Here is a 26,140-nt window from a genome sequence, read left to right on the forward strand (position 1 = left end):
GCCGTTCTGCTGTAAACTGTGGCAAATCGTCAATTCAGCGGAATATCATTACCCATGCTCAGTTATCGCCACAGCTTCCACGCAGGCAACCACGCCGACGTCCTTAAACACACCGTTCAGAGCCTGATCATCGAATCGCTCAAAGAGAAAGAAAAGCCGTTTCTCTATCTGGACACGCACGCGGGCGCGGGCCGTTATCAGCTGAGCGGCGAGCATGCCGAGCGTACCGGTGAATATCTGGAAGGGATCGCCCGCATCTGGCAGCAGGACGACCTGCCTGCCGAGCTGGAGCCGTACATCGGCGTGGTGAACCACTTCAACCGCAACGGCCAGCTGCGTTACTACCCGGGATCCCCGCTGATTGCCCGCCAGCTGCTGCGCGAGCAGGACAGCATCCAGCTGACCGAGCTGCATCCGAGCGACTTCCCGCTGCTGCGTTCTGAATTCCAGAAAGACAGCCGCGCCCGCGTGGAAAAAGCCGACGGCTATCAGCAGCTGAAAGCCAAGCTGCCGCCGGTTTCCCGTCGCGGTCTGGTACTGATCGACCCGCCGTACGAAATCAAAACCGACTATCAGGCGGTGGTGACCGGTATCCACGAAGGCTACAAACGCTTCGCCACCGGGACATACGCCCTGTGGTATCCGGTGGTGCTGCGTGCGCAAATCAAGCGCATGATCAAAGACCTGGAAGCCACCGGCATCCGCAAAATCCTGCAGATCGAGCTGGCCGTGCGTCCGGACAGCGACCAGCGCGGCATGACCGCCTCGGGCATGATCGTCATTAACCCGCCGTGGAAGCTCGAAGCGCAGATGAACAACGTGCTGCCGTGGCTGCACAAAACGCTGGTGCCAGCCGGTACGGGTCATACCTCCGTCAGTTGGATCGTGCCGGAGTAATCGCAGCCATCGGTGGAAACTATTGATTTCAGGTATACAATCGCGGCAATTCACGATTAAGGACAAAAGCTATGACTAAGCATTATGACTACATCGCCATCGGCGGTGGCAGCGGCGGCATCGCCTCCATCAACCGCGCGGCCATGTACGGCCAGAAGTGTGCGCTGATTGAAGCCAAAGCGCTGGGCGGCACCTGCGTGAACGTGGGTTGTGTACCGAAAAAGGTGATGTGGCATGCGGCGCAAATCCGTGAAGCTATCCATATGTATGGCCCGGACTACGGCTTTGACACCACCATCAACCACTTCGACTGGGACAAACTGATCGCCAGCCGTACCGCCTACATCGACCGTATTCACACCTCGTACGACAACGTGCTGGGTAAAAATAACGTCGACGTTATCCACGGTTTCGCCCGCTTTGTGGACGCGAAAACGATCGAAGTGAACGGTGAGACGATCACCGCCGATCACATCCTGATCGCCACCGGCGGCCGTCCGAGCCACCCGAACATCCCGGGCGTGGAATACGGCATCGACTCTGACGGTTTCTTCGAACTGCCTGCCCTGCCAAAACGCGTTGCCGTGGTGGGCGCGGGTTACATCGCGGTGGAGCTGGCTGGCGTGATTAACGGTCTGGGTGCCGAAGCGCACCTGTTCGTGCGTAAACACGCGCCGCTGCGCAGCTTCGATCCGCTGATCGTTGATACGCTGGTTGAAGTGATGAACACCGAAGGCCCAACCCTGCATACCAACGCCGTGCCGAAAGCGGTCGTGAAAAACGCAGACGGCAGCCTGACCCTGGAGCTGGAAGATGGCCGCAGTCAGACCGTCGATTGCCTGATCTGGGCGATTGGCCGTGAACCGGCGAACGATAATTTCAACCTGGGCGTGACCGGCGTGAAAACCGACGAAAAAGGCTATATCGTCGTCGATAAATTCCAGAACACCAGCGTACCGGGCATTTACGCGGTCGGCGACAATACCGGTGCCGTTGAGCTGACCCCGGTTGCCGTTGCGGCGGGCCGCCGTCTCTCCGAGCGCCTGTTCAATAACAAGCCGGACGAGCATCTGGACTACAGCAACATCCCGACCGTGGTCTTCAGCCACCCGCCAATCGGCACCGTCGGCTTAACCGAGCCGCAGGCGCGTGAGCAGTACGGCGACGACCAGGTGAAAGTGTATAAATCGGCGTTTACCGCCATGTACACCGCCGTCACCTCGCACCGTCAGCCGTGCCGCATGAAGCTGGTCTGCGTCGGCCCGGACGAGAAGATTGTCGGTATCCACGGCATTGGCTTCGGCATGGATGAGATCCTGCAGGGCTTTGCGGTAGCGCTGAAGATGGGCGCGACCAAGAAAGACTTCGACAATACCGTGGCGATCCACCCAACGGCCGCCGAAGAGTTTGTCACCATGCGTTAATGCATAAGCCCCTCTCCGGAGGGGCTTTTTTTATTCACATTCATAAATCGTTGCAAAACGAATGCTCCGAAAAGAGTGATCTACCGCACATATCCCTCCACATCTGCCGAAGCGAATGTCTACGCTTATAAGACGCCCGGATAAACCTGTCTTTTGAACACACAACCGGAGGTCCCTATCACCATGTTCAACCAGAAACTACAGGCTACCGAGAACATCGAATTCGAGATTGCAGAAGAGCTGCGCTACGAGACCGATCCCTGCGAGTTGAAACTGGATGAAATGATTGAGGCGGAGCCGGAACCCGAGATGATCGAGGGGCTACCCGCCTCCGATGCACTGACGCCCGCAGACCGCTATCTTGAACTGTTTGAGCACGTGCAGTCCTCGCGCCTGTTCACGGACAGCAAAACCTTTCCCGACTGCGCGCCGAAGATGGATCCGCTGGATATCCTGATCCGCTACCGCAAGGTCAGACGCCACCGGGATTTCGACCTGCGCCAGTTTGTGGAAAACCACTTCTGGCTGCCGGAGACCTACAGTACGGAATATGTCTCCGACCCCGGTCTGTCCCTCAAAGAGCACATTGACAGCCTGTGGCCAGTGCTGACGCGCGAGCCGCAGGATCATATTCCCTGGTCTTCCCTGCTGGCGCTGCCCCAAGCCTATATCGTTCCCGGCGGACGATTCAGCGAGACCTACTACTGGGATTCCTATTTCTCCATGCTGGGGCTGGCGGAGAGCGGTCGTAACGATCTGCTGAAATGTATGGCGGATAACTTCGCCTGGCTGATTGAACGCTACGGGCATATTCCCAACGGCAACCGTACCTATTATCTCAGCCGCTCCCAGCCGCCGGTCTTTGCGCTGATGGTGGAATTGTTTGAGGAGGACGGCGTGCGCGGTGCGAAACGCTATCTGGAACACCTCAAAATGGAGTACGCCTTCTGGATGGACGGCGCGGAGTCGCTCCTGCTTAACCAAGCCTACCGCAGCGCCGTGCGTATGCCGGACGGCTCGTTGCTCAACCGCTACTGGGATGACCGTGATACCCCGCGCGATGAATCGTGGATTGAGGATGTGGAAACTGCCCGCCATTCGGGCCGTCCGCCAAACGAGGTGTATCGCGACCTGCGCGCCGGGGCGGCGTCCGGCTGGGACTATTCCTCCCGCTGGCTGCGCGATCCGTCGCGGCTCGCCAGCATCCGCACGACGCAGTTTATCCCCATCGATCTGAACGCCTTCCTGTTCAAGCTGGAAAGCGCCATCGCCAACATCTCGGCGTCGAAAGGGGACAAAGAGACGGCCGACCTGTTCCGCCAGAAAGCCAGCGATCGCCGCGAGGCGGTGAACCGCTATCTGTGGGACGAGGAGAGCGGCTGTTACCGCGATTACGACTGGCGACGCGAAGAGCTGGCGCTGTTTTCTGCCGCCAGCATTGTGCCGCTGTATGTCGGCATGGCGACCCATGAGCAGGCCGAGCGTCTGTCGGATGCGGTCAAAGCGCGACTGCTGACGCCGGGCGGGATTCTGGCGACCGAGTACGAAACCGGCGAGCAGTGGGATAAACCCAACGGCTGGGCGCCGCTGCAGTGGATGGCGATCCAGGGGTTCAAGCAGTACGGCAACGACTCGCTGGGGGATGAAATCGCCTGGAGCTGGCTGCATACGGTGAACCATTTTTATCAGACGCATCATAAGCTGATTGAGAAGTACCACATCGCCAGCAGCACGCCGCGCGAAGGGGGCGGGGGTGAGTATCCGCTGCAGGATGGTTTCGGCTGGACGAACGGCGTGGTGCGGCGTCTGATTGGGTTGTATGGGGAGCCTTGAATAGGGTGCGGTCTGGTGCCCTCACCCCGACCCTCTCCCACGGGGAGAGGGAGGAGAAATCAGCGAATCACCTCATAAATGGCGCTCTGAATAGACTGCCATTTTTTGGTGGTGGCATCCGGCTGTGACTTCGCACGGCGTGTGGCCATGTCGAGATCGTGCTGCTGGCGTTTCACCACCGCTGGCACGGTGCAGAAAGCTTTGAGGTACTCTTTACGTACCGAGGTCAGAGACTCGCCGTTCGACATCGCGTGGCTGAGCGTGTTGATGAAGCGCCGACACGGCTTCTCTTCCACCATGTTTTGCCGGTAGCGTAGCATCAGCTCCAGCACGTCGTCATAGCCTGCCGACATCGCCTCTTCGGTCCAGGACAGCTTCCAGTCCATACCGCCCTGCAAAAAGAGCTGGGTCACGCGGGTGTCGTTGCGGTTAATGGCCGAGCGGAAATTATTCTCGTCCCAGGTCACTCCCATGCGCGTGAGCGTTTCGCGCGAGGAAGGCGTCTCACGCATTTCCTGTGGCGGCGCCGCTTCAGCCGCGCTGACGGCCGCAGGCTGCGGTTTACTGCTGGTCACCAGCCAGAAGCCTCCCGCCACGATGGCAATCACCATAACGCCAACCGCCCCCCATAACGCACCGGAAATAAGCTGCTCGCGTTGTTCGGGGGTGCGCGGCGCGCGCTGGGTCGGCTTTTCAATGGTGTCACGGACTTCAAACAGATCCCCACCGGTGACCCGATCCATTTTCTGCGCCTTTTCCCAGAAGGTATGCAGTTCGCTGGCATCTACCGCCATGAATCCCGCCGGATTGACGCGCGTTCTCCCCTCTTCAAACGCGCGTTGAACGGGCCGCGCGATCTGCGCGTAGTAGTTATCCAGCAGCTGGATTTGCGCCGAGCTTAACGTTTTCTGGACGGTGATGTTGTTGCGAATTTGCCGAATGTCATCGAGGAAGGTTTGCAGCGTTTTACGCGGTTCAACCAGCAGCGTCAGCATGGACGGGTCGCTGAACAGCGAAGCGTAATAGCGGCTGAACTCTTTTTTATCCACCAGCATTTGCGCCAGTTCGCTGAACATCATGCCGCTCAGGACATCGTTGATCTCGCCCAACTTCAGCCAGCGCCGTACGCGGTCGGCGTTAAACAAAGTCTTGAGATGGTTATTCAGCCTTACCTGATCGGGCCAGGCCTGCTGGATGAGCCCTTTTATCATGAGCTCTATCGCCCGCACCTGCTTATGCGCCTGCTGCTGCTGAAGTTCGCTGCCCGGAGTCAGCTCCGTGCTGTAGGTCAACAGCGGCTGCTGCAGGCGAAGGTGCTCCAGCGCGGTGACAAACCGCATCGCCGCAATCAGCTGGTTTTCACTCACATCCTGTCCGCTTTCATACTGCGGCACGCGCTGCTGCAGCAGGCGCAGCTGGAGCGTAAATTCCGACATCTCGGCATCATTCAGGTTGAGTTTTTTCGCTACGGCTCCCCAGCCGCCCAGGGCTAATCGCGCGCTGTCCAGTTGTTCCAGAAACCAGCGTGGATCTTTGCCCTCAGAAGCATGTACATTCAGAAGAAGCAAAATTTCCACCGACGCATGGCGAATGACCGCCAGACAGTGTTCGAACTGTTCGCGAATATGATGTGATGTGCTGAGAGTCATTGTTTTCCTTAAGCGACAACGAAGACATCCGGATTGGCACGTAACGGCCTTTTTTCTTTTTATTTATACGCGGTTAACCATACCTGACTTTCTGTTGAAATAAAGTGACAACCCTAAAATCATTTAAAATGTTTCAGGAGAATCTGAATGCCGGTTTTAATTACCCCTCGCCTGAACTGCTCGCCTTTACAAGAAGAAGACTGGCCCTTTTTTCTGGCGCTACAGCAGCATCCCGACGTCATGCGCTTTGTGGCGGAAGACCGCCCCGTCGCGGCGATCCGCGAGGCGTTTGATTCGCGCCTGACGCCCTGGACGCCAGGGAGCGCGCACTGGCTGTGCCTCGTCGTGCGTGACGCCGCTTCCAGGGCTCCGTTGGGCGTCACCGGGTATATTCATCGGGAGGAGGATTGCGCTGAGGTCGGTTTTCTTTTCGCTCCCGAGGCACAGGGGAAAGGTTACGGCTTTGAATCCCTGAAAGCGCTTTGCGATTACGCTTTTCATCAGGGCGGTATACGTCGACTTACCGCCACCGTCACCGCCGGGAATATCGCCTCACGACGTCTGCTGGAAAAAGCCCGCTTTTGCCTGGAGGGCGAATTACGCGAGAGCTATTACCTTGCGGGACGTTGGCATAATGACTGGTTATTTGGTTTATTGCGGCAGGAATATCTGAATAACAATCCCTGATCAATAGCCATTTGGCGGATATTTCTCGTACCTCATTTCCTCTACAGTGTCGCCATTAAGAGGAAATGAATATGAAAGAGCATGCGCTGAAAATATCTTCTGCCGCCATCGCGTTGATAAAGAAACATCAGGGTCTTTCTCTGGAAAAATATCGTGACGAAAAAGGATTATGGGTTATCGGCTATGGCCACGTTATCCGCGATCAGGAGCATTTTCACGGCCCTGTCACACCTCTGGAGGCTGAGACTTTGTTGCGCGAAGATATCCGGTTGTGTGAAGCGCTGCTGCGGGAAAATATGACACGTCCATTAACCCAACAGCAGCATGATGCGCTGGTGATGATGATATTCAGTTTCGGAGAGATAACGTCGCTCCCAAACGCGCTTTTTCAGGCCGTCGCCCGGGTATAATACATGGCTGCCTGCGTTCTGTTTTTCACGTCCAGCCGCCGGAAAAGCGCCTCGAGGTGCGCTTTTACCGTGGCCGCACTGATGTTCAGATTGCGGCCAATCTCTTTATTCGACTCCCCCGCCGCCAGCAATTTCAAGACTTCGCGCTGGCGCTCGCTCAAGGATAATAATGCCTGAGGCGACGTCGGCTCTCTGACCCACTCTCCGGGAAAACAGACCATCCCTCTGGATACCGAATCCAGTACGGCGGAAAACCGTTCGGGATTGGCGTTTCGGGGAACAATGGCCATGACGTTTCGCTGCCGCAGCTGCTCAGCACATTTGGCCTCTTTTTTCGCCAAAATCAGAATCACACGTATTGCCGGAAAGCGATGCAGGATCGCTTCCAGCAAAGTGCTCCCTTCGTCCTGAATTAAATTCCCATCAATCATGACGATAGCCGACGGTGAAGCAGAAATCTGAGTCCATAAATCTTCTGCCTGACAGGTCCCAGTTATATTTATTTCCGGAATCAACCTCTGAAGACTGTGTATCGCTCCGTGAATAAAGAGTGACTGCCTGTCAAACATGATTACTCGCATCGTTTTTTCCCCTCTGAGAATAGCGAAGGGGGATTCTACAGAGGCATTATTTAAGAAAAAACTCAACGAATGGATACGTTACAAATCCCCGGGGTTCTTTATATCTGTCAGTATTTAGACACATTTATCTTAAGGATTTACTCAAGCGCATACATCACAGGAACATACCGCCTGATACTTCAATACGTTGCGCATTCATCCAGCCCAGTTTGTCGCTGAGCAGTGCCGCAATGGCATCGCCGATATCGTCAGGCAGCCCCACCCGCCCCAGCGCCGTCTGGGACGCCAGCATCTGGTTGAGCTCCGCGTTGTCGCGCACGTGTCCGCCGCCAAAGTCGGTTTCTATCGCACCAAGCGCAATGATATTGACGGAGATGCCGCGCGCGCCCAGCTCTTTCGCCTGATAACGCGTCAACACTTCCATTGCTCCTTTCATCGCCGCGTAGGTCGCCGACCCCGGCTGGGTAAAACGGGCCAGCCCGCTGGAGACGTTGAGGATCCGTCCGCCGTCGCTAAGCAGCGGCAGCAGGCGCTGCGTCAGGAAGAAAGGTCCTTTGAAATGAACGTTCAGCGCCTCGTCAAACTGGGCTTCCGTCGTGTCGGTATAAGGCGCATATAAACCCGTCCCGGCATTGTTCAATAAATAGTCAAACGTTTCACGCTGCCAGACGCTCTTAAGGGTCTCCTGAAGCTGTTGGGCAAAATGCTCAAAACTCGTGATATCCCCGACGTTGAGCTGCAATGCCGCCGCGTTGACGCCTTTTTCCTGAATTTCATGCACAACGTCCAGCGCTTCCTGCTGGCTGCGGTTGTAGGTCAGCACAATTCCCGTGCCGTCTGCCGCCAGCTTTAAGGCAGCGTTTTTACCCAAACCACGGCTACCACCCGTCACTAATGCGATACGTTCAGTCATCATAAACCTCGTTTTGGCTGTTATGGAGATTGAGTAAGAGCTTATTAGGTGATAGAAAATCAATAAAGATGAGTTAAAACGCTTCACTGTTTCAGCACAAACAACAATGAGCTACATCTATGGATAAAATTCACGCAATGCAGCTGTTTGTTCGCGTCGCGGAACTGGAGAGTTTTTCCCGCGCGGCAGAAACATTAACGCTGCCGAAAGGCAGCGTGTCACGACAGATTCAGGCCCTCGAAAACCGGCTTGGCACCCAGCTATTGCACCGCACCACCCGCCGCGTCAGCCTGACGCAGGACGGTATGGTCTATTACGAACGGGCAAAAGATCTGCTGGCAAACCTCGATGAGCTGGACGGTATGTTTCTGCACGATCCCTCCAGCATCAGCGGACGGCTCCGCGTGGATATGCCCGTCGCCGTTGCTCGAAATTTAGTCATCCCCAAACTGCCTGCTTTTCTGCAGCATTATCCGGGCATCGAGCTGGAGCTCAGCAGCAGCGATCGTCTGGTGGATGTGATCCGCGAAGGGTTTGACTGCGTGGTACGCGTCGGCACGCTGAAAGATTCAGGGCTTATTGCCCGACCGTTGGGCAAGCTGTCGGTGATTAACTGCGCCAGCCCGGATTATCTGGCGCGTTTTGGCTACCCGGAAACGCTGGACGATTTAGGCTCCCACGCCGTCATTCACTACACCGCTACGCTGGGAACTCGCCCACAGGGCTTTGAGTTTTATAACGGCAGTACGACGCAGTGGATAAAAACGGGAGGGGTGTTAACTGTTAACAGCACCGAAACTTACCAGGCTGCCTGCCTCGCCGGGCTGGGCATCATTCAGGTTCCGCGGGTTGGGGTGCGAGATTTACTGCGCGCGAAGAAACTGATTGAAATTCTCCCGCAATACCGGGCCGAACCAATGCCTGTTTCCCTGATTTATCCCCACCGGCGCAACCTCTCCCGCCGGGTACATCTGTTCATGGAGTGGCTGACCGAACTCACAAAAGCTTACGTGGACTAGTCGCAAGCTATAATTCAGTAACATCCAGCCAAACGAAAAGGAAAAGACGCGTGACGCCGGAAAATAACCCGCAACGACCCACCCAACATTTAGAGTATGAACCCATCAAGAAGATGGAGACCGAGCCGGAAGAGACCAGGTCTACAGGTACCGCCAGCAAAGCGCTGGGGACCGTCACCGGTATTATCGCCAGAATTCAGCAGTTTCCCATGATTGCGCATCTGATACGTGCGACCGAACGCTTTAATGACCGCATGGGAAACCAGTTTGGTGCCGCTATCACCTATTTCTCCTTCCTGTCGATGATCCCGATCCTGATGGTGTCGTTTGCGGCGGCCGGTTTTGTGCTCGCGTCGCACCCGACGCTGCTGCAGGATATCTTTAATAAGATCCTGAATAACGTCAGTGACCCAACCCTTGCCAGCACGCTCAAAAGCACCATCAATACCGCCGTCCAGCAGCGCACCACCGTCGGTATCGTCGGTTTGCTGATTGCCCTTTACTCCGGCGTTAACTGGATGGGCAACCTGCGCGAGGCCATTCGCGCCCAGTCGCGCGATGTCTGGGAGCGTAAGCCGCAGGATCAGGAGAAAATTTGGGTGAAGTATCTCCGCGACTTTGTTTCGCTGATTGGCCTGCTCGTCGCGCTCATCGTGACGCTGTCCATTACCTCCGTGGCGGGCTCGGCGCAGCAGATGATCATCTCCGCGCTCTACCTTGATTACATCGAATGGCTGAAGCCCGCCTGGCGCAGCATTGGGCTGGCCATTTCCATCTTCGCCAACTACCTGCTGTTCTTCTGGATCTTCTGGCGCTTGCCGCGCCATCGCCCGCGCAAGAAGGCGCTGATCAGAGGGACACTGATCGCGGCGATAGGCTTTGAGGTGATTAAAATCGTGATGACCTACACCCTGCCGTCGCTGGTGAAATCCCCTTCCGGCGCGGCGTTCGGCTCGGTGCTGGGGTTAATGGCGTTCTTCTACTTCTTCGCACGTTTAACCCTGTTCTGCGCCGCGTGGATCGCCACTGCCGAGTACAAAGACGACCCACGAATGCCGGGCAAAACGCACCGTTAACCCCTCTCCCGGGCTGAAATTTCAGCCCGATTCATCATTTCAGCATATAAATCCAGTCCGTAACTTTTATTTAACCGAAAACCAGTTTTATTGACTGATATTTAAAATCTGTGAAGCATTTCATAGACGTGTTTTGGCTGGCCTGAAAATTATCCGCTTTTTGTTGCTTTTATCACCAGGTCGCGGCTTTGTTACAGATTGAAATGTCGCTTTTGCTGTGCGTAATATGGCCTTTCGTTCGACAAAAATAAGAAAATATTATGCAAGCAACCGCCACCACACTCGACTCAGAAACGGAAAACGTTCCGGTAAATTCGCGCAATAAAGTTGTCGTCGCCTCGCTGATTGGCACCGCCATCGAGTTCTTCGACTTTTACATTTACGCCACCGCGGCGGTCATCGTCTTCCCGCACATTTTCTTCCCGCAGGGCGATCCGACGGCGGCCACGCTGCAGTCCCTGGCGACCTTTGCTATCGCGTTTGTTGCGCGTCCGATTGGCTCCGCGCTGTTTGGACACTTTGGCGATCGCATCGGACGCAAAGTCACGCTGGTGGCCTCGCTGCTGACGATGGGGATCTCCACCGTGGCCATCGGCCTGCTGCCGACGTATGAGACCATCGGCATTCTGGCGCCGGTCCTGCTGGCGCTGGCGCGTTTTGGTCAGGGTCTGGGCCTGGGTGGTGAATGGGGTGGCGCGGCGCTGCTGGCCACCGAGAACGCCCCGGCGCGCAAGCGCGCGCTGTATGGTTCCTTCCCGCAGCTTGGCGCACCGATTGGCTTCTTCTTCGCCAACGGGACGTTCCTGCTGCTCTCCTGGCTGCTGACGGATGAACAGTTCATGAGCTGGGGCTGGCGTATCCCGTTTGTCTTCTCAGCCGTGCTGGTGCTGATTGGCCTGTACGTGCGTGTTTCTCTGCATGAGACCCCTGTTTTCGCGAAAGTGGCCGCGGCGAACAAGCAGGTGAAGGTACCGCTGGGCACGCTGCTGACCAAGCACGTCCGCGTGACCGTACTGGGCACGTTTATCATGCTGGCCACCTACACGCTGTTCTACATCATGACCGTTTACTCCATGACCTTCAGTACCGCCGCCGCGCCGGTTGGGCTGGGTCTGCCGCGTAACGAAGTGCTGTGGATGCTGATGATGGCGGTGATCGGGTTTGGCGTGATGGTGCCGATTGCGGGCCTGCTCGCGGATAAGTTCGGTCGTCGCGCAAGCATGATCACCATCACCACGCTGATCGTTCTGTTTGCTCTGTTCGTCTTCCCGCCGCTGCTGGGTTCAGGCAGCCCGGCGCTGGTGATGGCCTACCTGCTGATTGGCCTGAGCCTGATGGGGCTGACCTTCGGCCCGATGGGTGCACTGCTGCCAGAGCTGTTCCCGACGGAAGTGCGTTATACCGGCGCGTCGTTCTCCTACAACGTCTCGTCTATTCTGGGCGCCTCCGTTGCGCCGTATATCGCCACCTGGCTGCAGGCAAACTACGGCCTGTTCTATGTGGGCGTTTATCTGGCGGCCATGGCGGCACTGACGCTGATTGCGCTGCTGCTGACGCACGAGACGAAACACCAGGCTCTGTAAGCTAATGCCGGGTGGCGGCTACGCCTTACCCGGCCTACGATTCAAATGTAGGCCGGGTAAGGCGTAGCCGCCACCCGGCAAAAACAGGCCGCTCTTTACTTCTTCATCTGTGACAAAATGTTCCGGCACTGATTCGCCTCGCCTTCTGACGGCGAAATCAACGCCAGCAGCGCTGCGGCGGGGGTAACCAGCGTCGCGAGGGCTGCGGCCACCGCGCCACGCGCAATCAGCGGTCCGGGCTTCACGCCCGCCTGCGGATTTTTGAAGGTTCCGCGCACGTACAGCGGCGAGCGCAGGGTGATGATACGGATCCCCTTACTTTCCGGATCGATGGTCAAATCCAGCTGTTCGGACGCCATACTGGCGGTACCGGTCACGTTAATCACCGCATTTTCCGTGTCGAAGGCAAAAATCTGCGGACGCGCCACGCCGTTAACCAGATCCAGATTGGCCGCCGCGCAGTTCACCCGCACCTCATCATCACCGAAGATTTGCCCGATGATGTAGTTCCCGACGTTCAGGCCCAGGATTTCCATCAGGTTGCGGCTCACCAGCCCGTCGTTCATCAGCAGCTTCAGGTTGCCATTACCGCTGCCCAGCAGCGCCGCCACGGAGTTCCCCACGCCGCGGATGTCGGCATCGCCGTTCATCTCGCCGAGGGTCTTCTGCATCAGCTCGACGTTCGGCATCAGCGCTTTCAGCTTAAGCCTGCGGGCCTGAATCTCCGCCCGGCCCTGCATCGGCTTTTTATCGCCTTCCAGGTGAATGTTGGAGGAAATCGTCCCGCCCGCCATGCCAAACTTCAGCGGCTGCAGGCGCAGATCGGCATTTTTCAGGATGATATGCGTCGAGAGATCGCTCAGCGGCAACGTGCTGCCATGCTCAATTTTACGCCCTTTGAAGCGCACATCCGCATCCATCACGTTCCACTTATCGGTTTCAAAGCGATCGTAAGGCAGCACTTTTCCCGCAGGTTGAATGTCCTTTTTCACCTCTTTTGACTTCGTACCTTTACCGGAATCCACGCCGATCAGCGGGCCGAGATCGGCCAGACGCAGCTGGCGGGACTCAACGTCCCCTTCCAGCTTCGGTCTCGGTTTTCCGGTGGTGTAGGTCAGCGAGCCGTGGATATCGCTGTCGCCGATGCGGCCGTTAAAATCACGGTAGTCAAAAACAGACGCTTTTTCGGTATCGATTTTGGCGACCAGATGCCCGTCCGTTTCGAACGGCGGGGTATCCGGCAGCAGCACGCCGGTCAGCTCATACAGCTCGCCCAGCGAATCACCGGCAAATTTAAGCTGAAGATCGACGCCGCCCATGTTCATCGGGTCGTTAACCGTTCCCACGAACGCCACGCGGGTGTTACCGGAGCGGAAGTCCGCCTGCACCGGGAACGGCGTGCCTTCGCTCCGGAGCGCCAGCATGCCGCCTATTTTCCCTTTGCCGCTGAGCGGCTGGTCGTTGTAGCGTCCTTTTGCCGTCAGGCCGAAGACATAGTCGCCCACGCTTGCCGTGTCACCTTTGGCTTTCGTCCCCGTGACCTCGCTAAACGGCAGCGGCTTGCCCAGCGGATCGACCAGGATCTCCACGTCGGCCTTGCTGACCTTATCGTCGATGGCGATCCGCCCGCGATCGAAGAGAATATTGTCGAGACGGAATGACCAGGAGGAAGGCTGGGCATTCGGATCCTTTTCGCCATCGCTGGCAAGGTTGAACGTCCAGTTGTTGTTTTTTTCAGAGAGGCGGATCAGGCGCGCGTCGGGCTGTTGAAGTTTGATCCACGGCAGATAGACCGTTTTGGTCAGCAGCGCGAGCGGGGCCAGCGTGGCCTCAACGCGCGGCAGGTGGATCATGGTGACGTCCGGGATGTCCGGCGGGTTACCGAGAATGATGTCGTCGGCGTGGACGTGCGGCCAGGGGATCCAGCTTCGCCAGCCGGGCTCCTCTTTCTGACGCTCCCACACGACCCCTAAATCACCGCGTATGGCGAAGGGGCGGTTCAGTTCGGTTGAGACTTTCTGGTTGATGGTCGGCTTAAGACGGTTCCAGTCAAACGTCGCAATAATGATGGCGACGACCACGATCAACAACAAGAAAATCCCTGCTGTCCAGGAGATCACCCTGGTTGTTCTTGTCATTTTTGTCCCCTTTCCTGATGACCTGTCCTGTAAAACTATAGTCCAGACAAAGGGAAGCGGGCTTATCAGAGGGTTGTTATCACGCTATCGAGGCGATCCATGGGTACCGGTCGGGAGAGGAAATAGCCTTGCGCCGCCGCGGCAGGCGAGCTTTGCACATCACGCCACTCTTCCAGCGTTTCCACACCTTCAACAATCACGCCCTGGCAATAGCGGTTCATCAGCTGTAATAACAGCGTAAACAGGTTCCGCCCTTCCGGGGTCTGACGCAGCATAATGAACAGATCGCGGGCCACTTTAATGTAGTCATAACGCACTTCACTCAGAGCCGAAAAGTTCGCCATGCCGGTGCCAAAGTCATCCAGCCACAGCGGGCCGTATTCGCATATGGAGGCAAACGAGGAGTCCTGCGGCAGGCGGACATGCTCCACCAGCTCAAAGCGCACCCACGGCAGAGTGGCGATCAGCGCCTGCAATTTTGTGTTCTGACGCAGCGCCAGCAGAGTGGGGCCATCGACATTCACTGAAGCGAGGATATCGTGCTGTTCGAAAAAGGGCTGCTTCGTTGCCAGCATACGGAGCTGCTCTTCCAGCACGTCAAGACGCTGGCGAACGGCCACTTCGGCAAAATAGCGATCCGGTGCGATACGCTGGGTAGGGTTTGAGGGATGCGTCACGACGGTCAAAATTTCAATGGCCATCAGTCGACCGTCTGTTCGGTATATCGGCTGATAGGTATACGCACGCTCACATTGCAGCCAGTAGCGATGCTCCTGCAAGTTCTCAATACTTGCCTCAGGCGTGGTGCTCAGCCGCTGGATAACCTGCTCTGACTTCATTTCAGATGTCCTGTTGTTGGGATGGCCTTTCTGGACTCGTCACAGGATTATCGGCGCGACAATTGAGAACTTTATGTTCAATTCACCGGGAAAATGAAATTAAGATGACAGAAATGCGCAGGAACACGCGCTGGCTCAAATAAAATAATGGAACGTTGTTTTAATATAGTTGACCTGTTAATTCACTCAGCGCACACTGCTGATCATTCTTCTGTTCAGGTTCACGATTATGTCTAAAAAAATTGCCGTGATTGGCGAATGCATGATTGAGCTGTCACAAAAAGGCGCGGAAGTGAGCCGCGGATTTGGTGGCGATACGTTAAACACCTCCGTTTATATTGCCCGCCAGGTTGCGCCTGAGGCGCTCACCGTGAACTACGTTACCGCTCTGGGGACGGACAGCTTCAGCCAGCAGATGCTTGAGGCCTGGCAAAGTGAACATATTGATACCTCGCTGATCCAGCGTATGGAAAACCGCCTGCCGGGTTTGTATTACATTGAGACCGACGACACCGGCGAACGCACGTTTTATTACTGGCGTAACGAAGCCGCGGCCAAATTCTGGCTGGAGAGCGAGGATGCCGCGGCCATCTGCGAAGCGCTGGCGACCTTCGACTATCTCTATCTGAGCGGGATCAGCCTGGCGATCCTGAGCCCCACCAGCCGTGAAAAGCTGCTCTCGCTGCTGCGCGAATGCCGTGCCAACGGCGGCAAGGTCATTTTCGATAACAACTACCGCCCGCGCCTGTGGGGCAGCCGTGAAGAGACGCAGCAGGTCTATCAGCAGATGCTGCAATGCACCGACATCGCCTTCCTGACGCTCGACGATGAAGACGCCCTCTGGGGGGCGAAACCGGTAGAGGACGTGATTGCACGCACGCAAGCGGCTGGCGTGAGCGAAGTGGTGATTAAGCGCGGTGCGGAGTCGTGCCTGGTCGCGATTACGGGTGAAGCGGTGGTTGAGGTCCCGGCTGTGAAGCTTGCCAAAGAGAAAGTGATTGATACCACGGCGGCGGGTGATTCATTCAGCGCGGGCTATCTGGCAGTACGCCTGACGGGCGGAACGCCGGAAGCGGCGGCACAGCGTGGACATCTGACGGCCAGCACGGTGATTCAGTATCGCGGGGCGATTATTCCGCGTGAGGCGATGCCTGTTTAAGTAGGGTGCGGGCTGATGCCCGCACCCTAACCCTCTCCCACAGGGAGAGGGAATGTCTACGTCTTACTGCCCTTGCGGGATATCCGTCGCGTCCGGGTGTAAATCATCAGCCGTCGCGGCCTGCGTCGGCTGCGGCGCGGTCGCCATGATGGAATCCCAGGTCTTCTGAAGTTCCTTCATGTCATATTCCGGCTCGCCCTTCGGCTGCAGAAGGATCAACGCCATCTCCTGCGACAGCTGCTGACGGAGATCCTGGTTGAGCATTTCGACGGTCAGACCGTTCAGGAAATCCTGACGAAGCTTCTGGTACTGTTCCGGCGCAATATCCACCACCTGATTCTGCAGGGAACGAATACGTTGGCTGATCAGAATGTCGGTATCGGCGCGCGCATAGGTCGCAAACAGCTTCTGCAGCTCGAGTTTTTTCTGTGCCACAAGCGCGTTGAATTCCTCTTCGGAAAGCCCCTCTTTACGCACTTTTGCCAACTCTTTCGCGACGACACCCAGATTGGCATTCAGCTTATCGCCCGGTGATTCAACGTTAATGGCGCATTGCGCACGCTGGAACAGCACGCGGCAGTCAAAGCCAAGACCGATATTCTTCACGTTATTCTTACTGAGCGTCTGCTGAACGTGCCAGAACAGCGCTTCACGCGCAAGGTCGGCACGCCAGTAGCGCAACAGCGCCGCGGACTCACGGATGGGCTGCCAGGCGTTATCCCACATCACGGAGAGTCGGTCCTGACGCACGGTGTCCGTCATAATGCTGACAGGCTCTGCACGCAGCGGGGAGAGTGTCGGAACAGGGGCAGGCGATTCACGCTTGCCTTTCAGATCGCCAAACGCTTTGTTGATCTGCTCCACCACCGCGCGGCTGTCCACGTTACCCACCACGATGAGCGTCATCGCGTCCGGGGTGTACCACTTCTGGTAGAACGATTTCACCTGTTCGGCGTCCACCGGCTGTTTTAGCGGCTCGGCAGGGTCATGTCCCAGCAACGTCGAGCCTTTCAGGCGGTAACGCCACCAGCCCTCTTTGGTATCACCAGGCCAGGTCGCCACCATGTCGCTGTTGCTCAACGCATAGTTGACGGTGTCCGGCGTAATCGCCAGATTGCCGGAGGCATCGGAGAGATACGTCAGGGCTTCTTTAAGCAGATCGTTGCGGTTATTAGGCAGGCTCAGGTTAAACATAGTGTAGTCATACGAGACCACAGCCGGAGGAAGCGGGCGTTTCGGATCGATGGCCTGTTGCCAGAGCGAACGCACCTGAACCGCTTGCAGGCTGCCGCTCTGAGTGAGCGCCAGCCGGGGAATAAAGTGGCTGAAACCGGTTTGCTGGGTGCTTTCCGTGAGGGAACCGGTATTAACAGACAGACGGATTTCAATACGGTCACTGGGACGTTGCGGCGTGGCTAACACCTGCCACTGAAAACCGTTCGCTAGTGTCCCTTGTTGCCAGGCCGGGTCTGGCTGGAGCGCATCTGCCTGCACATAACTGGCTGCTGCCATCATCAGCAAACCGCCGGTTAAGAGTCGAATTTTTGTGCCCTGCATGTGAACCCCTGATCAACATTCCTGGTTAAAAAAGAGTGCCTCGCGACGCGCTTCACTCTTAAAGATGACGATGAAAACACGTCGATTAGACCGCGCGTTCGGCAAAACGTCACGGTCCGAAGTGAAATATACCCAAAAAAAATCTTGTCGAATTATGACAGGTATGAACAGTTATTATGCGCAGGAGCCCGCATCCCCACAAGGGAATACGGGCATTTGTGACAAGATTAAGAGGATAAGCCAGGATTTTTGCTGTCAGTTGAACGATTATTCAGAGTATCGTCGAGCTTTTTGTGATCCAGCTCTTTCACCCATTTCGCGACCACTACCGTTGCCACGCCGTTACCCACCAGGTTGGTTAACGCACGCGCCTCTGACATAAAGCGGTCAATACCCAGAATCAAGGCCAGGCCCGCCACCGGCAGGTGCCCCACTGCAGAGATAGTGGCAGCCAGCACGATAAAGCCGCTGCCCGTTACGCCCGCCGCGCCTTTAGAGGAGAGCAGGAGCACCACCAACAGGGTGATCTGATGGAAAATATCCATATGGCTGTTGGTCGCCTGTGCAATAAACACGGCCGCCATCGTCAGGTATATCGAGGTGCCGTCCAGGTTGAAGGAGTAGCCCGTCGGGATCACCAGCCCCACCACCGATTTACGACACCCGAGTTTCTCCATCTTATCGAGCATGCGCGGCAGCGCCGATTCTGACGAGGAGGTTCCCAGAACAATCAGCAGCTCTTCGCGGATGTAACGGATAAATTTGAAGATGCTGAAACCGGTCGCGCGGGCGATGGAGCCCAGCACCACCACCACGAAAAGAATACAGGTGATATAGAAACAGATAATCAGCTGACCCAACTGGACCAGCGTACCGACGCCATACTTACCGATGGTGAAGGCCATCGCACCGAAAGCACCGATGGGCGCCAGGCGCATGATCATATTGATGATGCCGAAGATGACCTGCGAGAAGCTTTCGATCACGTTAAAGATGAGCTGGCCTTTGCTGCCCAGACGGTGCAGGGCGAAGCCAAACATCACGGCGAACAGCAGCACCTGGAGGATGTTTCCGCTGGCGAACGCGCCAATGACGCTGCCAGGAATGACGTCCAGCAGGAAGGCCACCACGCCCTGATCCTTCGCCTGTTCGGCATAGACCGCAACTGCTTTGGCATCCAGCGTCGAGGGATCGACGTTCATCCCCGCACCTGGCTGCACCACGTTAACGATGACCAGACCAATAATCAGCGCAAGGGTACTGACCACTTCAAAATAGAGAAGCGCCACTGCACCGGTACGGCCAACCGCCTTCATGCTTTCCATGCCAGCGATGCCCGTGACGACCGTACAGAAGATCACCGGAGCGATGACCATTTTAATGAGCTTAACGAACGCGTCGCCAAGCGGTTTCATTTGCGCGCCCAGTTCAGGGTAATAGTGACCCAGCAGAATACCGATGGCGATGGCTGTCAGGACCTGGAAATAAAGACTTTTGAAGAGTGAGGTTTTCATAGGGTGTCCTTGGGAAGAAAAACCACAGGCTTTGTAAGGTTATGGTTAACCTGCGGCTTTAAAATAACACCCGCATAACAGGACAGAAATAAACTCAGTTCAAATTTGAAACACAAATGTTAAGAAATTTGAGCTGGCTCGCACAAGCCAGCAACAAAATTACACTTTTGCGTTATTGTCAGCACCAGAAAGGTATCGTTCTTCAAAGACATCCGAAGGCACTGCGGGGGCAAACAGGAAACCCTGCCCGCTCTCCACGCCCGCCTCTGCCAGCCAGGCGCGTTGCGCGTCGGTTTCAATTCCCTCGGCAATAAGGTGCAGGTTGAGGCTGCGCGCCATCTGGATAATCGCCTGCACCATGCTGCTGTCGTCCGGCAGACCGTCGACAAACGCTTTGTCAATTTTTAGTACATCCACCGGAAGCGTCTTCATGTGCTGAAGCTGGCGCAGCCCGGCGTAGCCCATGCCAAAATCGTCCAGGGCAATGCGAATGCCGGCATTACGCAGCGGCTTAAGAATCGCGACCGCCTCATTGGGGTCGTCAATGCGTCGACTCTCCGTCACTTCCAGGGTCAAGGTATCCGGTTTGATGCGGTAACGATGGATCAGCTCCAGCATCTCAGAAACCATGGTCGGGTGCATAAGCTGCATGGCAGACAAATTGACCGACAGCGGCAGCGTTATGCCGCGCTCCTGCCAGGCGGCAAGCTGACGACAGGACTCTTCGAGCACCCAGTAGCCGACGGTGACCATCAGGCCGCAGGACTCGATGCGCTCAATCAGCCCTTCCGGCAGCTCCCATGTGCCATCCGGCTGCTGCAGACGCAGCAGGGCCTCGGCGCTTTTTACCTCTCCCGTCCGCAGATCCACCTGCGGCTGCAGCCAGAGGGCAAACTGGCGGTTATCCAGCGCGGTCAGGATGTCGTTCTCTTCCGTCAGGCGCTGCTGCGCCTTTTCCATCTGCGCCGGGTCGAAGAACTGGATTTGGTTTTTCCCTTTGCGCCGGGCGGTAAAGGCCGCCGAGAAGGCGCGGCGATAAAGCTGTTCCGCGGTCAGGTCGCCATAGAACATGGCAATCCCGATACTGGCACTCGGGCGAAGCTGGATACCCTGAATCGGCAGCCGCTCATTAATGACAGTGAGTACTTGCTGACCTAACGTGATCGCATGCCAGGGTTCTTTTACGCCGTTGGCAATCACCACCAGGTCGTAACCGCTGACCTGGGTCAGCACCATGCGCGGGGCAAGGACAGATTTGATCTTTTCCACCAGGGTGAGCAGCAGCATCTCTCGCTGGCTCTCCTGAAGCACGCCAGCCGTGTCCTGCAGGGTTTCACAGGCAATGACCATCAGCGCGGTGGTTTGCTGGCGCTCAACGGTTTGCTCCAGCATCGCCATCAGGAACGCTTTATTGGGAAGCTCCGATACCGGAAAACGGGTGGCGCTACTGTTCATCTCATCCTGCTGACGCTGGATGCGCTGCTGGTTGAGGTTGTAGCTGCGCACCAGCATGCCGATCTCATCGTCATGATGCAGACGCGGCAGCTCAAGCTGGTGTCCCATCTGATCCTGCGGCGCAAGCGTGTTCAGCTCGCGGGCGATACGGCGCAGGGGATGGACAATCAGCCGGTTAATGCACCAGGTCAGCGCCACGCTGAGAATAAGCGTCATAAGTAAGCAAGTGGTCACTAACGTAACCACCCAACTCATGACGAATTTATACATGCGGTAGGAGTCTGCCTGTAACACCAGGTAGGCCAGAGGCTGTGGATTCGCTGGGCGCTCAAGCGAATAAACGGGAAGCGAAATTTGCACCGGCAGCTCAAACAGGCGCATCACCATCATCGGGACGGGACGCTCCGGGATAAAGCTCATCCGCAGCGCCTGAAACTGATTGGGTAGCACGACGTCCGCCCGGCTCACAACACCGGCTGGCTGAATACGTTTCAGAATGGTTTCCGCTTCGGGGATATCCCCTTTCAGGATGGAGGCAGACAGCGGGCCGCGTACCGAGCGGGCGATACTTTCTAATTGCGAAGCCGTGTTATAGCGATTCTGCTGTACGGAATGAAACAGCAAAATTACGCAGAAGAGCAGGACAAACAGCATGGTGACGGCAGAGACCATCGCCATCTGTTTGATTGTTAAGGAACGGCTGACACGCAAAATGACTCTCCACAAAACTCGAAGCGCAGGGCGCGCCAGGGTGTAAACCTGGCGCGCCTGAGTATACCCGATTGCTGCGCTGTTAAGAGAGACTTACAAATGGATTAAGGAAAATCCGATTACCAGTCCGCGTAAGGGATGAGCGGTTGCGGCGGTAAGTCCATATCGCCCTGCCAGCCTGCAGCAGAGTAGCGCACATAGATCAGCGCATGGCTTGGGGTATAGTCTTTCGCTTCCTGAATGTCCACGCCCATGCCAACAAACCAGTTGGACGTAACCCGGCGCTCAATAATGGCTCGCGCGGTATAACCCGTGCCTGAGGAGCTGCTGCCGGTTTCCATTGCGCCCCGATCGGTATAGCGGTCTGGCTCATCGGTCGGGATCAGATTCTGGATCGGGTAGCGCAGCTCGTCTTTGGTTTTAGAGTGAGACCAGGAGACCGAGCCCCCCAGCTCCCAGGACCAGTTTTCCGTGCGCTTACGCCAGGTCACCGGCAAGGCGAAGGAGACATACTCCTGCGGGCTGTAATAGCCGCCCTGACCCAGGGTATAACCGCTCAGGTCTTTGTCGTAGTGCCAGAGCATGTTGGAGACGCCGACCGTCAGGCGCTCATTGTTTTTATTAATGAGCTTGTAGTAGTAACCCGTCATCCAGCGGACGCGCCAGTTATCCTCTACATTTTTACCCGTCAGCGTTTCCGCGTTCAGGCTTGACCAGACGCCGTTCGCTTCCCCTTTGTCATAGCTGATGCTCACGCCGCCACCGGTCGCGCGTACGCCGCCCCAGGTGGTGCCGGTGTTGGTGTCTTTTTGCCCGCCGAAGGCCAGCAGAGAGCTGGAGATTGGCCGACGATGGGCGTTAACGGTATAGCCGATGGGCCCCAGATCGCTGCTGTAGCTGATGCCGCCCACCACGTCGACGACGTCAAAGCCCATCGGCGTGGTGCCAATATCCATCGCCCAGGTTTTATTCTGCCAGCCGACAGCGACGCTTGCGCCATTGTCTGACTGATGGGTGTTACCGCTACACGGCGTTTCGTAGCAGGTTCCCCATTTAGGGTCGTAAGTCCCGTTCCTGGTATCGAATGATCCGACGTCCATATTGACCAGATCGCTTCTGAAGAACATGCGCCCGTCAGAGAGAGGCGCATCCACCTGCAGCATGGTGGTATGCGCTTTCAGATCGGAATAGCCGCCCGTGCCGCTGGAGCCCCAGTAATCGTGCTGCAGCGTGACGTTAACATCCTGCTGGCGGTACAACTCACCGGCATCACTGCGCACGCCGCGCTTCAGCCAGTCGTCTTTTTCATCGTTACGCGTCAGACGGGTGAAACTGTCGTTATCAGCCGGACGCGTCGTGGTGATACCCGTCGATACCATCGCATCTTTATAGGTTTCCAGCGCCTGCTGAGGCTGCCCGTTCTGCGCCTGGAAACGCGCGGCATCACGCAGCACCAGCGCGTTTTCCATTGCTCCTGGCTGCGATTTAGCCTGCGGAATGATTTTACTGAAGGTCTGTTCTGCCGCGGCGGAATCACCCAGCCCCGCCTGCGCCATCGCGATGCGGCGCTGCATATTGAGCGACAGCGGCTGGCCGTTCTGCGCGGCGGGCAGCTTCGCCAGCTCCGCGCGCGCGGCATCTTTGTTACCCTGGGCGCTGTAAATCTCGGTCAGGCCGAGGATCGCGTCTTCGTTCTGCGGCTCACGCTGCAGGACGGCGTTGTACGTCGTTTTCGCGGAGTTCAGATCGCCACGCTGCTGTGCCCAGTCCGCCAGCGTCAGGTCGATGCGGGTGGAGGTTGGCTGCTGGCGAAGAAGATTCTCCGCCTCCTGCTCTTTACCGCTGTCCCGCAGGCGGTTGGCGGTTTCCAGCACCTGATTGCTTTGCAGGCGGTCGGCAAGTTCCTGAATATTGCTGTTCCACTGGCTGCGCGGCAGCGTGTCCAGATGCGCCAGCGCGGCACGGTCCTGATCGTTTCCGGAAAGATAGAGCCCGCTGGCATAGACCTGATCCGGATCGGACGGTTTCTGGCGGGCAAGCTGACGCATCAGGGTATCTGCCTGGCTGCGCTGACCCGCGCTGTAGAGATCGCGCGACAGACGATAGGTTATCCACACGTCGCCAGGAGAGAGCGCCAGACGACGACGCTGAATGTCTGCTGCCTGGGCGTATTTCCCCTGGTTTTCCAGCTGTTCGGCCTGGGCGGAGAGCTGTTCGTTGGTCAGACTACGCTCGATATCATCAATGCTCCGACGCTGGCTGGCGGAGAGCGACTGGATAAACTGCGAGGCTTTCTCCGGGGACTGCGCGCGGTAAATATTGGCCAGGCCGCGAACCGCGTTGCTGTTGCCGCTGTCCATTCGCAGCGCCTGACGGTAATAACGCTCCGCCGCGTCGTTATCTTTACGCGCCGCGGCGGCGTCGCCCAGCCCCAGCACCGCGTAGCTGTCGGTATTGTCGATGTTACGCGCCTGCTGATAGTAACGCTCTGCCTGCGCCGGGTTATTCGCCTTCAGCGCCGCATCGCCCTGCTGGATCAGCAGCCAGTAGCGGTTAACCTTCAGAAGACTGTCCCATTTACCCCGGTTATCGCTCTGCGGATCGAGGGCAATCGCCTTTTCAAACTGGGCTACCGCGCGGGCACGGTCGCCCTTCTGGGAATACGCCTGCCCCAGGGCACCCACCGCTTCACTGTCGGCATGGTTGGCGCTGACGGCTTTTTGCAGCTCGGCCACCGCCTTACTGCCCTGCCCGGCATCCACCGCCGCGAGCCCTTCCGCTTTCGCGCGGAACGCCGGATCGGCGAGCTGTTTTTGCTGCGCTTCAAGCTGGGCACGCGCCGCAGCGACGCTATCCCCGTCGCTGAATACGCTCAGATATTTTTGCAGCGCGCTGACGCTGGCGCTGCTGGCAGGCTGGTCTTTGATTTGGTCATACCACATATCAGACGCCTGGCCGCGGCCATTGGTGGATTTAGCCATCTCCTGCAGTACCGCAAAGCCTTCATCACGTCGTCCGCTCTGGAACAGAAGCTGGGCCAGCGTTGTCTGCAGCTGCGTATTCCCGGGGCTGCTGCTGTTAATTTTTTCAGCTGGTTAATGGCCGCACCGCGGCGAGCTGGATCTTTCGCCACGACGTTCCAGTATTCCGTCGCCACGTCGCCACCCGGCGGGTTGCCGTCAAACAGCTTGTCATAGGCGGCAATCGCTTCCTGCGTGTGCCCCGTAGTGGCGAGCAGTCGCGCCTGCTGGAGCTGCTGTCGGCCATCCGGAGTAGAAAGCAGCATGGTGTTGCGTGAGGACTGGTAAGCGCTCGAACCCGGGGCGATCCCTTTCAGACGATCCAGCTCTTTTTGCGCGCCGGCGTTATCGCCCTGACGCAGCAAGTAGCGAAAGCGCGCGGCAATGACGTCAGGGTTGTTGGGGTCAATCAGCTCAAGGCGATAGAGCGACTGACGAACCAAATCCTCTCGCTGTGTCGATTCGCCCAGCCTGACCTGCTCCAGCAGCTGTTTCTGCTGCGGAGAGTTGGCGGCCTGTGCCCACGGCATAAGCGCCAGGCCAAGCGATAAACTGAGTAGATTTACTGTGAACTTGCGCATTCCTGGCCCCAATCCGGTATTAATTCACCTTTTGCGGTGAAGCGAAAACGATGCTGATCCCATCCTTGCCCAAAAAGCGTCAGCACATAGCTGTAATAGGCATTGTTATCGGGAAAATGGTCTGCAACGCGCTGGCGCTGAACCGCCTGGGCATCACGTTGTTGTAAAAAAGGCAGCATAGCGGCAGAGAACCCGACCGGGCCGTCACCGGTACGTTTCCCCGTCGCCACATCCACTTTCTCCGGCGGCACACCCCGTTTCATGGTCTTTGCCGCCATCGGCTGGAAGCGCGTCAGGAGCCGGGCTTTCTGAGGGTCTTTATCACTCATCATGCCCACCCAGAGATACACGCGGATGGCGTCGTAGCCGCCCACCAGCGCTTTCTCCTGCTGTAACCGCCAGCCTTTGTTTTTCTGATACTGCACCCAGTCCGGCGAAAAACCTTTCGGCGCACTCTCAAGCAGCAGGCGCAGGTTAGTTTCACGAAGCTGGGTCCACGGGGAACCAAAGCGCGTGAAATAAGCCGCTAGCTGCGGAGGAAGATAGCTGGGGTTAAAACGCCAGGCGTTCTCATCGGCAAAACCGACTCTACCAGGAAGCAGCATTGCGCCGAGCCCCGGGACGTTGACCACTTCCTCGCTGACAATGCGTTTCAGCAGCGCCTTACCCGTGCGGGTATAGTCCCGATCTTTCCACAGCCGACCCGCTTCGAGCAGTGACCAGGCGATCCAGACATCGGCATCAGAGGCAGAGTTGGTATCAATCACCGCCCAGGCGTCTTTATCTTTCTGACCCCATAGCCAGGCAGGCAGATGGGCGTTGAGATCGCCGCTGGCGAGATTATCGCGCGTCCACGTCAGCAGCAGGTCAAAGGCTTTGCGATCGTTCGCTGCCAGGGCAAAGAACAGGGCGTAGCTTTGCCCTTCCGAGGTCGTAATTTTGCGCGTGTCACTGGGATCAATGACGCGCCCGCCTTCACTGATGTAGTCCTTTTTAAACTGCTCCCAGGCAGGCCAGGTACAGGCGGCGCGAAGAGGAAGCGCCGCCAGCATCACCGCTGCTAATACACACCAGCGAAAGGCTTTCATCACATC

General features: G+C 57.1%; 18 protein-coding genes and 1 pseudogene. 9 read left to right on the forward strand and 10 right to left on the reverse strand.

Annotated features, from left to right (window positions below; all coding sequences use genetic code 11):
- Positions 1-54: 54 nt before the first annotated feature.
- From PI91_RS23030 to PI91_RS23040, 3 genes are all read left to right on the forward strand, one after another.
- Positions 55-897, forward strand: a complete 843-nt coding sequence (locus tag PI91_RS23030; protein WP_008503119.1) for a 23S rRNA (adenine(2030)-N(6))-methyltransferase RlmJ — start codon at positions 55-57, stop codon at positions 895-897.
- Between the two features lie 71 nt (positions 898-968).
- Complete coding sequence (gorA, locus tag PI91_RS23035) at positions 969-2,321, forward strand: glutathione-disulfide reductase (RefSeq protein ID WP_008503120.1); 1,353 nt, start codon at positions 969-971, stop codon at positions 2,319-2,321.
- Between the two features lie 183 nt (positions 2,322-2,504).
- Complete coding sequence (locus PI91_RS23040) at positions 2,505-4,154, forward strand: alpha,alpha-trehalase (protein ID WP_021242149.1); 1,650 nt, start codon at positions 2,505-2,507, stop codon at positions 4,152-4,154.
- A 59-nt stretch (positions 4,155-4,213) separates the two neighbouring features.
- Here the strand turns inward: PI91_RS23040 and PI91_RS23045 are convergent, their stop codons facing one another.
- A complete protein-coding gene (locus tag PI91_RS23045) occupies positions 4,214-5,803 on the reverse strand; it encodes an STY4199 family HEPN domain-containing protein (protein WP_021242148.1) in 1,590 nt (529 codons plus the stop codon).
- A gap of 147 nt (positions 5,804-5,950) precedes the next feature.
- On the opposite strand from PI91_RS23045, the gene PI91_RS23050 reads away from it, so the two are divergent.
- Positions 5,951-6,490, forward strand: coding sequence for a GNAT family N-acetyltransferase (locus tag PI91_RS23050; protein ID WP_023294760.1), 540 nt, complete (start codon positions 5,951-5,953; stop codon positions 6,488-6,490).
- Positions 6,491-6,561: 71 nt separating this feature from the next.
- On the forward strand, positions 6,562-6,900 hold the full coding sequence (locus PI91_RS23055) for a lysozyme (RefSeq protein WP_008503124.1): 339 nt from the start codon (positions 6,562-6,564) through the stop codon (positions 6,898-6,900).
- Here the strand turns inward: PI91_RS23055 and PI91_RS23060 are convergent.
- Positions 6,879-7,481: a response regulator transcription factor gene (locus tag PI91_RS23060; protein ID WP_023294761.1), complete on the reverse strand. Its 603-nt coding sequence runs from the start codon at positions 7,479-7,481 to the stop codon at positions 6,879-6,881. The genes PI91_RS23055 and PI91_RS23060 overlap by 22 nt on opposite strands.
- 154 nt (positions 7,482-7,635) lie before the next feature.
- Positions 7,636-8,394, reverse strand: coding sequence for an SDR family NAD(P)-dependent oxidoreductase (locus PI91_RS23065; protein WP_039267181.1), 759 nt, complete (start codon positions 8,392-8,394; stop codon positions 7,636-7,638).
- Between the two features lie 119 nt (positions 8,395-8,513).
- Here PI91_RS23065 and PI91_RS23070 point away from each other — a divergent pair, with 119 nt between their 5' ends.
- The 3 genes from PI91_RS23070 to PI91_RS23080 all read left to right on the forward strand — a co-directional run bounded on the left by PI91_RS23070 (position 8,514) and on the right by PI91_RS23080 (position 12,072).
- Entirely contained in the window at positions 8,514-9,413 is a 900-nt protein-coding gene (locus PI91_RS23070; protein ID WP_008503127.1) for a LysR family transcriptional regulator, read from the forward strand.
- Between the two features lie 50 nt (positions 9,414-9,463).
- The gene (gene yhjD, locus PI91_RS23075) at positions 9,464-10,489 is read left to right on the forward strand and encodes an inner membrane protein YhjD (protein ID WP_023345067.1); all 1,026 of its coding nucleotides are present in this window, start codon (positions 9,464-9,466) and stop codon (positions 10,487-10,489) included.
- A 260-nt stretch (positions 10,490-10,749) separates the two neighbouring features.
- A complete protein-coding gene (locus PI91_RS23080; protein WP_008503129.1) occupies positions 10,750-12,072 on the forward strand; it encodes an MFS transporter in 1,323 nt (440 codons plus the stop codon).
- A gap of 95 nt (positions 12,073-12,167) precedes the next feature.
- Here the strand turns inward: PI91_RS23080 and PI91_RS23085 are convergent, their stop codons facing one another.
- Positions 12,168-14,210 (reverse strand): AsmA family protein, encoded by a 2,043-nt coding sequence (locus tag PI91_RS23085; protein ID WP_039025251.1) that lies wholly within the window; start codon positions 14,208-14,210, stop codon positions 12,168-12,170.
- Between the two features lie 65 nt (positions 14,211-14,275).
- The gene (gene pdeH / locus PI91_RS23090) at positions 14,276-15,049 is read right to left on the reverse strand and encodes a cyclic-guanylate-specific phosphodiesterase (RefSeq protein ID WP_039267183.1); all 774 of its coding nucleotides are present in this window, start codon (positions 15,047-15,049) and stop codon (positions 14,276-14,278) included.
- A gap of 229 nt (positions 15,050-15,278) precedes the next feature.
- On the opposite strand from pdeH, the gene PI91_RS23095 reads away from it, so the two are divergent.
- Positions 15,279-16,208, forward strand: coding sequence for a sugar kinase (locus PI91_RS23095; RefSeq protein WP_039267184.1), 930 nt, complete (start codon positions 15,279-15,281; stop codon positions 16,206-16,208).
- A 63-nt stretch (positions 16,209-16,271) separates the two neighbouring features.
- Here PI91_RS23095 and PI91_RS23100 read toward each other — a convergent pair whose 3' ends face one another.
- The 5 genes and pseudogenes from PI91_RS23100 to bcsZ form a co-directional block, all read right to left on the reverse strand.
- The gene (locus tag PI91_RS23100; RefSeq protein ID WP_008503229.1) at positions 16,272-17,765 is read right to left on the reverse strand and encodes a pitrilysin family protein; all 1,494 of its coding nucleotides are present in this window, start codon (positions 17,763-17,765) and stop codon (positions 16,272-16,274) included.
- Between the two features lie 227 nt (positions 17,766-17,992).
- Positions 17,993-19,279, reverse strand: a complete 1,287-nt coding sequence (locus tag PI91_RS23105) for a dicarboxylate/amino acid:cation symporter (protein WP_021242141.1) — start codon at positions 19,277-19,279, stop codon at positions 17,993-17,995.
- A 159-nt stretch (positions 19,280-19,438) separates the two neighbouring features.
- Positions 19,439-21,445, reverse strand: a complete 2,007-nt coding sequence (gene hmsP / locus PI91_RS23110; RefSeq protein WP_039267185.1) for a biofilm formation regulator HmsP — start codon at positions 21,443-21,445, stop codon at positions 19,439-19,441.
- Positions 21,446-21,564: 119 nt separating this feature from the next.
- Positions 21,565-25,046 (reverse strand): annotated as a pseudogene (bcsC, locus tag PI91_RS23115) (cellulose synthase complex outer membrane protein BcsC).
- Positions 25,028-26,134, reverse strand: coding sequence for a cellulose synthase complex periplasmic endoglucanase BcsZ (bcsZ, locus tag PI91_RS23120; protein ID WP_039267186.1), 1,107 nt, complete (start codon positions 26,132-26,134; stop codon positions 25,028-25,030). Before bcsZ ends, bcsC begins: the two are co-directional and overlap by 19 nt.
- Positions 26,135-26,140: the final 6 nt, after the last annotated feature.

The sequence above is a fragment of the Enterobacter sp. FB genome, assembly GCF_000805795.1.
Lineage (GTDB): Bacteria > Pseudomonadota > Gammaproteobacteria > Enterobacterales > Enterobacteriaceae > Enterobacter > Enterobacter roggenkampii.